At 72.4% G+C, this 12,394-nt stretch carries 9 protein-coding genes; all 9 read right to left on the bottom strand.

Annotated elements, in window-relative coordinates:
- Positions 1 to 5 precede the first annotated feature (5 nt).
- A complete protein-coding gene (locus ACFV2J_RS02830; protein WP_385083747.1) occupies positions 6 to 1,148 on the bottom strand; it encodes an acyltransferase family protein in 1,143 nt (380 codons plus the stop codon).
- A gap of 443 nt (positions 1,149 to 1,591) precedes the next feature.
- Complete coding sequence (locus ACFV2J_RS02825; RefSeq protein ID WP_385083748.1) at positions 1,592 to 2,035, bottom strand: VOC family protein; 444 nt, start codon at positions 2,033 to 2,035, stop codon at positions 1,592 to 1,594.
- A gap of 315 nt (positions 2,036 to 2,350) precedes the next feature.
- A complete protein-coding gene (locus ACFV2J_RS02820) occupies positions 2,351 to 3,370 on the bottom strand; it encodes an alcohol dehydrogenase catalytic domain-containing protein (protein ID WP_385083749.1) in 1,020 nt (339 codons plus the stop codon).
- Positions 3,371 to 3,656: 286 nt separating this feature from the next.
- On the bottom strand, positions 3,657 to 4,661 hold the full coding sequence (locus tag ACFV2J_RS02815; protein ID WP_385083750.1) for a D-cysteine desulfhydrase family protein: 1,005 nt from the start codon (positions 4,659 to 4,661) through the stop codon (positions 3,657 to 3,659).
- Positions 4,662 to 4,758: 97 nt separating this feature from the next.
- A complete protein-coding gene (locus ACFV2J_RS02810; protein ID WP_385083751.1) occupies positions 4,759 to 6,114 on the bottom strand; it encodes a mycothione reductase in 1,356 nt (451 codons plus the stop codon).
- A 125-nt stretch (positions 6,115 to 6,239) separates the two neighbouring features.
- Positions 6,240 to 8,549 (bottom strand): SpoIIE family protein phosphatase, encoded by a 2,310-nt coding sequence (locus ACFV2J_RS02805; protein WP_385083752.1) that lies wholly within the window; start codon positions 8,547 to 8,549, stop codon positions 6,240 to 6,242.
- A 248-nt stretch (positions 8,550 to 8,797) separates the two neighbouring features.
- The gene (locus ACFV2J_RS02800; RefSeq protein WP_385083753.1) at positions 8,798 to 8,986 is read right to left on the bottom strand and encodes a bleomycin resistance protein; all 189 of its coding nucleotides are present in this window, start codon (positions 8,984 to 8,986) and stop codon (positions 8,798 to 8,800) included.
- A 417-nt stretch (positions 8,987 to 9,403) separates the two neighbouring features.
- Positions 9,404 to 11,188, bottom strand: a complete 1,785-nt coding sequence (locus ACFV2J_RS02795) for a protein kinase (RefSeq protein ID WP_385097530.1) — start codon at positions 11,186 to 11,188, stop codon at positions 9,404 to 9,406.
- Positions 11,189 to 11,433: 245 nt separating this feature from the next.
- Positions 11,434 to 12,129 (bottom strand): FMN-binding negative transcriptional regulator, encoded by a 696-nt coding sequence (locus ACFV2J_RS02790; protein ID WP_385097528.1) that lies wholly within the window; start codon positions 12,127 to 12,129, stop codon positions 11,434 to 11,436.
- Positions 12,130 to 12,394 lie beyond the last annotated feature (265 nt).

Below are 12,394 nucleotides of genomic sequence, written 5' to 3'. Positions count from 1 at the left end.
ACGGGTCAGTCGTTCTCGGGGTGCCCCGGGTGAAGCGGCCGACGGAGGCCGGGACGCATTCCGTCCCAGCGTGAACGTCCGTCCGCGAGCAGGGACTTCCAGGACCGGTTCCGCTTGAAGGGCATCTCGAAGACCTGCGAGAAGAGCCACGCCCCCAGTACCGAGGCGGGCAGCCCCAGCACGAGTGCGAACCAGAACGTGGGCAGCCCCGGCGACACGAAGTGCGGGGCGACCTTGCGGACGACGACCATGATGATCGGCAGATGTACGAGGTACAGGCTGTACGAGAAGTCACCGAGGCTGCGCACGGGGCGTGTGGCGAGGAACCTCGTGAGGGGGACGGGCTTCCCCGTGGCCACGGCCACGAGAAGCAGCGTCATCGCGGGGACCACCGCGAGGTCCACCCAGAAATAGTGGCCCACGGTCCAGACCGACCCCTTGGCGATGACGAGGGACAGGACCGGCAGAGCGGCCAGGGCGGCCAGCCAGTGCCAGGGCAGGCGCCGTACCCTCTCCGACGCGACGACCACTCCCGCGCCGACCAGACCGGCGACGAACACGGGGGCGAGATTCGGGGTCAGCCCGTTCAGCCCTTCCACCGGCGACGCGTCGCTCGCCGACAGGCCGCGCGCGGCGACCAGGAGGGTCACGCCCGCGACCAGGACCACCGCCCCCAGCCGTCTCCGGATCAGCAGGAGGAGCGGAAAGAAGAGATACAGCTCCGCCTCCACGCCGATCGACCAGAACGCCCCATTGGGCGTCGGGGCCGTGTACAGGTCCTGGATCACCAGTCCGTACACCAGAATCGACGTACCGGTCGGCGGTCCGAAATGTGACGCGGGCACCACCGACCAGGCGATGAGCAGACTGAACGCCAGTGCCGCCCAGTAGGGAGGCAGGATGCGCCAGGCGCGCCGGCGCAGGAATCCGGTGAGGCTTCCCGACCGCCAGCCTCTGCGCGCTGCCGAGATGGCCAGAGAGAAACCGGACAGCACCAGGAAGAGGACGACGGCGAGACGCCCGTACATCAGCCAGCCGAGCCAGGAGGGGCCCGAGTTCTCGGGAAACCCTGGGAAGGTCAACAGCCAGCAGTGGAAGAGGACGACGTACAGGGCGGCCAGTCCACGGAGCCCGTCGAGGCCCGGCACGTGGGTGCTGACGGACGACGCCCCTGTCCCCTCCCCTTCTCCTTCGGGGGAGGACAGGTCTTTCCCGGGGGTGAGGAGGTCGAGATCACTGCTGACTGCTCGGCTCGATGTCGATGAAATCGTTCGGCCCTCTCCTCGGGTTCCCCGCCCGTACCGGTTCGGCGTTCCGCCTCGTGATTTCGGGCAGCGTGCAGCCGCCCGTGGTCACTGATACGTCGCGCCGGACCGGAAGGTTCAAAGGGTCGGAGGGCCAAAGGGGCAGGGGTTCCGGAGGGACAGGTTCACGTGTTCAGGAGGGACAGGTTCACGGGATCAGGAAGGACAGGTTCAGGGGTGAGCGCATGACTTCATGCTCCATGCCCCGTACGGAGATCCGTGCGGGGCCCCGATCCGCAGGTGCCGTGGGTTCCCGGCGGCCCGGTCCGAGGCCGCCGGGAATCCGGTCACCGGCCCGGGAGCCGTGTCGTGATCTCCTGGAGCACCCACCCGTTGCCGTCCGGATCGCTGAACGACAGGAACGAGGAGTAGCTCCGGCGTTCCGGGTCCGGGCCGGCGACCCGGCCCTCGGTTCCGGCGCGGTGGAACACTCCGCCCGCGTCGTGGAACACCTCGCTCACCTCGACGCCCCGGCCGGCGAGCTCGGCGCGGGCCGCCTCGATGTCGGTGACGACGAGGTGCAGGCCCTCCGACGAGCCGGGTGAGGCCGCGCTGATCCGGCTGCCGAAGATGATCGAACAGGGTGAGCCGGGCGGGGTGAACTGCACCACCCGGAAGTCCTCCCCGTCGGTGACGTCGGCGTCGAGCCGCCATCCGAGCCGCTCGTAGAAGGCCTTGGCCCGGTCGACATCGGCGACCGGCACCACCACGACCTCGAGTTTCATGTCCATGACGGCTTGCTCCTGTCCTTGGGAGTTCACTGCTGTCGGCTCAGGCCGAGCGCTCTCCAGGTCCACCGTTGGGCCGGGATTGCCCGATCGCAACCCGTGCGGGGCGCGGCCCGCGCATGCGAGGCGGGCACGCGCTCAGGCCTCGTCGGGCCCGGTCGGGCAAGCGCTCAGGCCCGTCAGTCCCGGTCGGGCACGCACTTCGTCAGGCCCGTCAGGCCCGGGAGGGTACGCGTCTCGTCAGGCCCGGTCGGGCACGCGCTCAGGTCCGGTCGGGCCCGGTAGGGCACGCGCCTCGTCAGGCCCGGTCGGGCCCCGTCAGGCCTGTGCGGCGTCGAGCACGATGCGGAACCGCGCCTCGCCGGACATCATGCGCGCGTAGGCCTCCGGGGCCTCGGCCAGCGGCATCCGCTCGATCAGCGGAAGAACCCCGTGCCGCACGCTGAAGGCAAGGTTGTCCTCGTTCTCGATCGGGGATCCCGTCAGGCTGCCGGTGATGGTCCGGGTGGCGAGCACGAGGTCCGGCGTGGAGACCGATATCGGGTCGGTGCCGACCCCCACCACGATCATCCGGCCGCGTGGGGCGAGCCCGGTGAGAAGGGGAGTCATCGAACCGCCGCTGGCCGCCGTCGCCACGATGCCGTCGGCGCCGCCCAGCCGTGCCAGCGCCTCTCCCGGGTGTTCGGCGGCGCTGTCGATGTACTCGTCCGCGCCGAGCGAGGCCGCCAGCGACGCCTTCTCCGTCCCGCGGGCGATCGCCACGACCCGGTGGCCGAGCTTGGCCGCGTACTGCACCGCGAGGTGTCCGAGACCTCCGATGCCCTGCACGGCCACCAGCGACCCGGGCCGGTTGTCCAGCTGCCGCAGGGCGCTGAGGCTGGTCAGGCCCGCGCACAGCAGGGGGGCCGCCTCGGCCGGCGAGATGCCCTCCGGGATCCGGGCCAGCGCGTTGGACCTGGCGTACATGACCTCGGCGTACCCGCCGTCGACGGTCGTCCCCGTCTGCTCCTGGACGGCACAGTTGACGAAGTCGCCGCGCCGGCACGGGTCGCACTCACCGCAGTGGCCGGCCAGGAACCCGACGCCCACCCGCTCGCCGACCTGCCACGCCCGCACCCCTTCGCCCACGGCGTCGATGGTCCCGACGACCTCGTGACCCGGCACGACGGGCCGGGAGGGATCGGCCCTGAGTCCTTCGACGGCGAGCACGTCGGAGTGGCACACCCCGCAGCTCTCCACCCTGATCCGGACGTGGCCCGGGCGGGGCGGGACGAGCTCACGGGTGGTCCGTGCGAACTGCCGAGATCCGGTGACTTCGAATGCCTGGTACGTGGACACGTTTCTCCTGGGGGATGTTCGGCGCCCCGTCCGGTCCCGCGTGGGGACTCCCTCCGGCCTGCCTGTCCTCGCGGTCGCGGGCGGCGGAGCCGGTGCCGCGGGCGATCCGCGGAGGCGCTAAGACGACAATATGACCGGTCGTCTTAGACGTCAACGTGCAACCTCCGTTCAGAGAGAGTCGTCACTGTGCGAACCGGTGTGTCCGCGGGGACCACGGGCCCTTCCGCGATGCCTTCGCCCCACGGACGGGGCTCGCGGCCGACGACGCGCGACGCCCCGCCGCGGTTCAGGCCTGCGTACGGGGCGGCGTCCGCTCGGACTCGTAGGCGCGCAGACCGCCGACGGCGCGGTGCACGGTCTCCGTGTGCCCGAACAGGCCCGGCAGCCCGCCGGTGTGCAGCAGGACGGTGCGCTGGCCCGGGCGGATGTCGCCGTCCCGGACCGCGGCGACCAGACCGGCCATGGCGCGCCCGCTGTAGACCGGGTCCAGGACGAGGCCCTCGGTGAGCGCGGCGGTCCGCATCGCCTCCAGGACCGGTTCGTGCAGCACCCCGTACCCAGTCCCCACCTGGTCGGTGCGGATCCGCAGGGACTCGGGGGCGATGTCGCGCCCGGTCAGGGCGCCCGTGAGGTCCGCGACCGTGACGGCGGGCTCCGCCACCGCCCCGCAGTGGACGCCGAGGACACGCCGCTCGCCGAGTGCGCCGATCAGTCCCGCCATGGTGCCGCCGGAACCCAGGGCGACCACCACGTGCTCCACGTCCGGCAGTTGGGAGAGCAGCTCCTCACCGCCGTCCACATATCCCCGTGCCCCGAGGGGACTTGAACCGCCGAAGGGGATGGGGAAGGGGCGTGCCCCGTCGCGGCGCAGCCGGCGGCAGACCTCGTCGGCGACGTCGGCCATCGCGCTCGGGTCGCTGTCGCCGGCCCAGAAGACCCTGGCCCCGAAGAGGCCGTCGAGCACGAGGTTGCCGGAGCCGTTCACGGCACTGTCGGGGGTGCCGGGGAAGACGAGCACGACGTCGAGCCCCAGGCGGGCGCCGGCGGCCGCGGTGAGACGGGCGTGATTGCTCTGCGCGGCACCGGTGGTGACCAGCGTGTCCGCGCCGGTCGCGAGAGCTGCGCCGACGGTCCACTCCAGTTTACGGACCTTGTTCCCGCCGCCCCCCAGCCCGATCAGGTCGTCCCGCTTGATCCAGAGGTCGTCCGCGCCCAGCCCCAGCTCCGCCGCCAGACGCGGCACCCGCTCCAGCGGTGTGGGCCAGGTCGACAGGGCGATCTTGTCACTCATGAAATCTCCAGCTCACATGGTGCGCGCACCGCCGTCGGCGGATGCCGAGGGAAACGGTTCCGGTGGAGCACGCAGCCACCGTATGCGCGGGTACGGACTACAGGGCCAGCAGGGCCTGTTCGACCACTTCGGTCAGTGCCGGGTGGATGTAGAGCACGTCCCGGGCGATCCGGTCCACCGTCAGACCCAGCTCCATGGCCTGGATCAACTGCTGGACGAGTGTCGCGGCCTGTGGGCCGATGATGTGCGCGCCGAGGATCGTCCGTTCGACGGGATCGGCCAGGATCTTCACGAAACTGGTGGTGTCCTCCAACGCCCATCCGTACGCGGCGTCCCCGTAGTCGCGGACGCTCACGAGGTGGGGGATGCCGCGACGGCGCGCGTCCTGCTCGGTCAGCCCGACGCTCGCGATCTGCGGGCTGGTGAAGACCGCGTGCGGCGCGACCTTGTGCGACAGGGGCCGTACGTCCTCGGGGTGGAGCAGGTTGTGCCGCACGAGCCGGACTTCGGCGTTCGCCATGTGCTTGAGCTGGAAGTGGTTGGTCGTGTCGCCGAGGGCCCATACGCCCGGTACCGACGTGCGGCAGGCGCCGTCGGTCACGATGTGGCCGTGCCGGTCGAGCTCCAGACCGCCGGCGGCGGCGTCCAGCCGGTCGGTGTTGGGCCGGCGGCCCACGCACACCAGCAGGGCCGCGGCCCGGACCACCTGGTCGCCGTCCGGACAGGACACGGTGACCGCGACGCCGTCGGCACGCCCTTCGACGGAGGCGACGGCGGCGTCGAGGAGTACGCGATGGCGCCGCGACGCCAGCTCGGTGAAGCGCGCCGACACCTGCTCGTCCTCCGCCATCAGCAGGCGCGGCCCCCGCTGCACGATCGTGATGTCGGAGCCGAACGCGCCGAAGACATGGCCGAACTCGGCCGCGATGAAACCGCCGCCGACGACGACCATGGACGCGGGCACCTCGTCGACCCGCATGATGGTGTCCGAGGTGTGGTACGGCACGGTGTCGAGGCCGGGGATGTCCGGCACCACGGGGCGTGACCCGACCGCGACGACGAACGTGTCGGCGGTGATCCGCTCGGATCCCACCCGCAGCACCTTCGGCGCGACGAACCGTCCCTCCTCGGTGTACACGTCGACGCCGTTCTCCCTGCGGTAGTTCAGCGCGCTCTCGGGCAACGGATCGATGCGGTGGAACACCCGGTCCCGGATGGCCTTCCAGTCGACGTGCTCGACGGTCGCGTCGACACCGAGACGGGCCGCCGCCCGCGCGTTCTCGACCGCGTCGGCGGCGACGACGAACATCTTGCTCGGGATGCAGCCGCGGTTGAGACACGTGCCGCCGAAGCGGTCGGGTTCGACCATGGCGGTGCGGAGATGCGCGAGTTGCTCGTCGGGCAGCATGTTGCCGCTGCCCGCTCCCAGAACCACGAGATCGTAATGGCGCACGTCCGTTCACCTTCCGTCGGTGGACCGTCCGGTCCGGTGGCGAGGGGGCCCGCGACGTGGGCGCGGTCCGCGCCGCCCCGCCTCCTGTGCACGCGGGCATCTCGGGCTGCCGGGGGTGATCGGGGTCATCCCGCCGACCTCGGGTCCGGGAGGGGTTGCTCCGCCCAGACGGTCTTGCCGTGCTGGTGATGGCGGGCGCCCCACTGGTCGGCGAGGCTGGCGACGATGAACAGCCCACGGCCCGTCTCGTCGACCGTGCGGGCGTGTCTGACGTGCGGGGCACTGGTCGCGCCGTCGCTGACCTCGCAGGTCAGCATGCGGTCGAGGATCAGCCGTAGCCGCAGGGGCGGGGCGCCGTGACGGATCGCGTTGCCGACGAGCTCACTGACGATGAGTTCGGTGGTGAACGCCGTCTCCTCGTTCACCCCCCACGCCTCCAGCCGGCGGCGCGCCGCGCGACGGGCGATGGGCGCCGCCTCGGCGTCGGCCGGCAGGGGGACGGTCAGCACCCGGTCCGCGGGCAGCGCACGCGTACGAGCGAGCAGGATCAGCGTGTCACCGGTGGGCCGGTCGTCCGCGAGCGCGTCCGCGAGGTCACCGCGGAGTTCCGGCAGCGGTCCGGTACCGGCGGAGTCGAGGAGCGGGCGCAGTGGACCGGAGGGGGCCAGGACCCGGCCCGCCGCCGTGGTCGTACCCATGGCCAGCGTGCTGCCTTCGGGGAGGTCGACGGTGGTCGCGGGGAAGGGAGCGCTGCTCGTCTCGGCGAGGAGGGGGCCAGGGGGGACGGGCAGTTCGGTGGAGGTGCCGTCGGGGCGGACGGCGACGGGCTGCGGGAGACCGGCGCGGGCGAGGGTGCAGGTGAGCTCGATCGGGTCGTAGATCGCGACGACGCAGCCGGCGGTGAGCGACTCGCGGCACATGGGATCCCCGGGCGGCAGCGCGGCGCAGGCCCGGGCGAGACGCCCCGCGGTGTCGCTCAGGCGTGCCAGCAGCTCGTCGGGCTCCAGGTCCAGGGCGGCGAGTGTGTGGACGGCCGTGCGCAGGATGCCCACCGTGACGGCCGCGGCGATGCCCTGTTTCGCCACCTCACCGACGATCAGCGCGGTCCGCGCGCCGGGCAGCGCGATCGTGTCGGACCAGGCCCCGCCGCCGTCCGGGTCGGGAACGAGCACCTGGCAGATCTCCATGGTGGTCGGCGTGGCCGAGTGCTGGGGGAGAAGTCTGCGCTGGACGGTGGCGGCGATGATCCACTCGCGCATGTACCGACGGGCGGTCTCGACACAGAGCGCGGCGTGCGCGCACATGGCCGAGGCCACCGCGACGTCCTCCTCCTCGAAGGGGTCCTCCTGCCGGTGGCGGTAGAAGCTGACCACGCCGAGCACCTGGTCGCGCACCGCCAGCGGCGCCACGATCAGCGAGTGGGCGCCGGACCGCTCGATGGCGTCCGCACGGGGCGGGTCGGCGGTGAGCCAGACGGTGTCCTCCCCGAGGGGGACGAGGCGTGGCCGGAGGTCGGACAGCACGCGCGCGAACGGGGTGCCCCGGGGCAGGGGGCGGACGTCTCCGACCGGGTAGGCCGAGACCGGACCGCGGAAGGCGGCCCGGCGCAGCATGATGTCCTCCTGTACGGGCATCCGCGGAGGTTCCTCCCCGTGGACGACGTCCTCGATCACCTCGACCACGGTGATGCCCGCGAACGCGGGCACGACCGCCTCCACCAGTTCCTCGCACACCGCGCCCACGTTCAGCCCCTGTCCCACATGGGTGCGCACGGCCTCCAGCAGTGCGAGGCGTTGGTGCGCGTTCTCCCGCTCGGTGACGTCGAGCGCGGATGCCACCAGTCCGAGCACATCGCCGTCGGAGTTCTCCAGACGGACGTAGGAGACGGAGTAGATACGTGGTCCGAGCCCGCCCGGTGCGTCGACGACGGCCCGTACGAGCCGGCTGACCACCGGCTCACCGCCGTCCAGGACCTGCTGTGCCACCGCGGCCTCTTTCTCGGGGTCCTCCAGCTCGTAGGCCCGGGTGAAGTGCCTGCCGGCCAGGTCCTCCGGCGGCGTGCCGGCCGGACCGCCGGTGGTGCCGGGCAGGGGGGCCACCCGCAGCTGATGGTCGAGGACGTGCAGCCGGGCCGGGGAGTGGGCGAACACGGCCTCCAGGATCGCCGCGTCCTGCCCCGACACCACGTCCTGCGCCGCGAGGACCTGCCACATCACGGACGTGCCCAGCAGCACCGGCTTGACCAGTACCGGGGTCATGGCCGCGAAGCCCTCCCGCCGTCCTCCCCCGCCGGTGGCGGCCTCGCGCACGAGCTCGGTCACCGCCTTCCCGACGGCCTCCTCGGCGGACCACCCGAACAGCAGCTCGGCCTGGCGTCGCCACTCGACGATCCGGCCGTCCCCGTCGATGAGCACGAGCACGTCACCACTGGACATGCGACAGCACCTCCGCTTCCGCCGGTTCGAGCCCGTCCCGCCCGTCGGGTCGAACGCCCTCGTGCCACCGGTGACTTGGGCGTCCGGATCGGCGAGGCGTGCGCCGGAGAGGCGCGCCGGGGCGGCGGCGCGGACGGCGGCCGTGGACCGGGCGGGAACATCGCGCAGGGCGAGCGCCACGGTGCCTTCGGCCGGGGGACACCGTCCCGGTCGGGGAGCGAGGGAGGAACTGCCGCGTCATGGCAGGTCTACCGCCGCAGCGCGTCCATGTGGAGCGCGGCGTCGGCGGCCGCCTCGTCGGGGGCCCGGCCCTGCTCACGGGCGGTCATGTACGCGGCGTACCAGTCCCACCAGTCGTGCTCAGGGGCGGTCGCCTCGTAGAAGCCGTGGTGCTCCGACGTCTCCTGCAGAAGTGCCGCCAGCGCGGTGACGTCCATGACGAAACCTCCTCCGTCGTACGGGATCCCGTCACCGTCCGGGAGGCCGCGCCCGGGCCTCCGCCCGGACCTCCCACGACAGCCACCCGACGCCGTCCGGACCGGTGGACACCGTGTCACGCGGCGTGACCGCGACGCTCCGGACCGGTCGAACCCGAGCGCCGTCTCCGGGTCCTCCGCGGACCGGCCGACCCAGCAATTGTCGCTTACTGGACAAGGTCCGGCGAGGCGGGCCCTCGTACCGGGCGCCGCGACCGGCCCGGTCGACCCGCGGGGCCGGGCAGAGCGGGGCTGCTCGGCCGCCTGCGCGGGGAAGGACTTCCGGCCACCGGTGTGCCGGCGCGGGCCCACTCGATCGCGGGGCCTCGGCACGTGCCACTCAGCGGTGTGATGCCTCTCAGCGCGATCCGCCGGCACTCAGTGGGCGGTGCCGGTCTGCCAGGCGACCCGGTCGTCGATCGCGATGACCATGTTGCCGTCCTCCAGCACCTTGAGCGTCGCCCCGGCGCCGCCCTGGGTGTTGCTGGCCCACACCGGCTTGGCCTGGGCGCTGTAGACCACGAGGTTGCCGTCCTGCTGGAACACGGCCGTGTTTCCCGGACCTTGGGTCCGGCTCGCCCAACGCGCCTTTCCGGACTCGTCGTAGAGGACCAGGTTGCCGTCCGTCTGCATGATCAGCTTCGAGCGCACGGTCCGCAGCACCTTCCCGACCTCGAACGTGAAGGGGGACTTCACCACCAGGGCGTCGGGCAGGTTGCTCCCGGCCGCGGCCCCGTCGTCGCCCGTCCCTGTCCCTGTCCCTGTGCCCTTGTCCGAGCCGGCGGTCGCGTCCGCTCCCGCGCCCGCGGCGGAGGGGGACGCCTTCGCCCCGCTCGCGGAGGGGCCGGCCGAGCGGTCGGCGGGACGGTCGGCACTGGCGGACGGGGTGGCACGCGAGGAGCGGGAGCCTTCGTCGTCGAAGGCGTGGAACAGGAGCAGCGCGGAGGCGGCGACGGCGACCAGCGCGCCCGCGCCGATGGCGGCCGCCCTCTTGCGGCGACCGTCCCGGGGCCCCTCGCCGTCCGGGCGCGGTGCGAGGCCGGTTCCCGGGTGGGCGACGCCCTGAGGGACGGTGCCCGGGTAGGTGGTGCCCGGGTAGGCGTCATAGGTGTCCGCCGTGTGCGGGCGGGCGAGGGGGCCGCGACCCGCGTCCGGCGCGAGGAGGGTGAGCGCGTCGGTCTCCCGGGTGTCGACCGCGGTGGCCGTCGCGGGCGGGGCGAGCGGTGCCGTGGCGTCCGAGAGGCCGGCCGGCGCACCGCCGCGCGAGCCGCTTCCCTGCGCGGCGACGGTCTCGACCCGTTCCCGGTCGGTCGGGAGGCCCACGGCCAGTGCCCGCTGATAGGCGGGATGCTGGACCAGATCGGTCTCGGCCTGGCAGAGTTCCACGATCCGCTGGAGGCCGGGACGCCGGGCCGGATCGCTGTGCACGCAGGCCGAGATGAGCTCGGCGACGCCGGGTTCCACACCCCGCAGGTCGATCTCGCCGTGCACCGAACGGTAGGACACGGCTGCGAACGACCCGTCCCCGTAAGGCGGTCGGCCGGTGACGGCGAACGCCAGCGTGGCGCCCAGCGCGAACACGTCCGCCCCCGGGCCCGTCTCGCTGCCCGTGATGGTCTCCGGCGCGATGTACCCGGGACTGCCCATCGCGCTGCCGACCTGGGTCAGGTCGGACGGACCGCTGTTCCGGGCGATGCCGAAGTCGATCAGCTGAGGGCCGGTCGCGGAGAGAATGACGTTGTGCGGCTTGAGGTCCCGATGCCACACCCCGCGGACGTGGATGGCGTCCAGGCCCTCGGCCAGGGCGGCGAGCATGATCCGGGCCAGGTCGGCGGGGAGCGGTCCGTGGGTCGTGACGGCGGTGTGGAGCGTGGGCCCCGGCACGTACTCGGTGGCCAGCCAGTACGGGGGTGCGTCCAGTTCCGCGTCGATGAGTGACGCCGTGTACGCGCTGCGGACCGTGCCCAGGGTCTCCACCTCGCGCCGGAACCGGCTGAGGGCGTGTTCGTCGTGGCGGAGGTGGTCGTTGATCACTTTGACGGCGACCGGACGGCCACCCGGCGAACGCGCGAGGTACACCCTCCCCATGCCGCCCTCCCCGAGTCGGCCGACCAGGCGGTAGCGGCCTATGTGCGACGGATCGGAGCCATCGAGCGAATGCACTGGACCTGTCCTCCTGAAGTGGAACCCACAGTCACCTGATCCGCCGTGAGGCCGGCTCGGCCGGGCTCCAACTCCGTTGCCCAGTGGGGTGCGAGTACCAGTCCCTCGACGCCGCGTCTGGACCGGACACCGACATAGTAGAGGGAGACGGCACCCCCGCCTCACCCGGCGCGGTGGTGCCGCCCCAGCGGTGCGGTCAGCGCCTCACCAACGAGGTCGGGACGCGGCAATGGTCCCCAACTTGCCTACTCGAAGCGGCAGTTACCGGAAGACGGGACGACGGGCGGTGGTACGGGGGCTCGCGGCTCCGGGTCGGGGCGGTGGGCCTGGACGGCATCGGCCACGGCGTCGTCGTCGCCCTGGCCGCGGGCCCGGAGACCCTGGACGACGCCGCTGATGTCGGTCCCGGAGCGGTTCTGGCTGAGTTTGAACTTGGCTTCGACGCGGGTGATGGAGAGCTCGACACCGACGATCGCTCGCAACTGGCCCTGGATGTAGGAGGCCGGGGCGTCGTCGACGGACCAGGGGTCGGCGGCGGTGGCCTCGTGCTTGTCGGTCAGCCGCCGTACCTGGTCCTCGACCCACGCGGGGTCGTCGTGGACGAGCAGGTTCCCGTGGACGTGCGCGGTGATGTAGTTCCAGGTCGGCACCTGCCGGTGGTGATCGGCCTTGGAGGGGTACCAGGTGGGGGTGACGTAGGCGTCCGGGCCGCGCACGATGACCATGGCCCGGCTGCCCGGGGGCACCTTCCACTGGTCGTTGTTGCGGGCCATGTGCCCGATCAGGGAGCCGTGCGCACCGGCCTCGGGGTCGAGGACGAAGGGCAGCAGGGTGGCCTGGAGGCCGTCCTCGGTCACGGTGATCAGGTCGGCGGCGCCGTGGCGTTGCAGCAGCTGCCGGACGTCCTCGTCGGTGGGGGCGAAATGTCGCGGAACGTACACGGTCGGCCTTTCGTGGACGGGGCGGGTGGGCCGCGCCGTCCCTGGTGAACGACAGGGTGTCGATATTGCACTAGTGCAATATGTCATTTGAATTAGCGTAAACGTAGCAAACGGTCGCCTCTCCCGAAAGGGACGGGGGGCGGAGGGGGCGGCGCCGCCCGCGGGAGGGAGGCCGCCGACGGCCTCCGCCGGGGCCGGTCCGGTGGGACGGATCCCGCCGCGGGGGGGGGGCGGGACGCGCCGCCGCGGCGGGTGGGGGGGGGGC

This window comes from Streptomyces sp. NPDC059668, assembly GCF_042734135.1.
Taxonomy (GTDB): domain Bacteria; phylum Actinomycetota; class Actinomycetes; order Streptomycetales; family Streptomycetaceae; genus Streptomyces.
Note: the sequence above shows the minus strand (reverse complement) of the source record. Positions and strands in the feature narration are given on the sequence as shown.

Coding starts and splice junctions, on each gene's coding strand:
- ACFV2J_RS02825 (WP_385083748.1), bottom strand. CDS start 2,035: ATGGACATGAAACTCGAGGTCGTGGTGGTGCCGGTCGCCGATGTCGAC.
- ACFV2J_RS02815 (WP_385083750.1), bottom strand. CDS start 4,661: ATGAGTGACAAGATCGCCCTGTCGACCTGGCCCACACCGCTGGAGCGG.
- ACFV2J_RS02805 (WP_385083752.1), bottom strand. CDS start 8,549: ATGTCCAGTGGTGACGTGCTCGTGCTCATCGACGGGGACGGCCGGATC.
- ACFV2J_RS02800 (WP_385083753.1), bottom strand. CDS start 8,986: ATGGACGTCACCGCGCTGGCGGCACTTCTGCAGGAGACGTCGGAGCAC.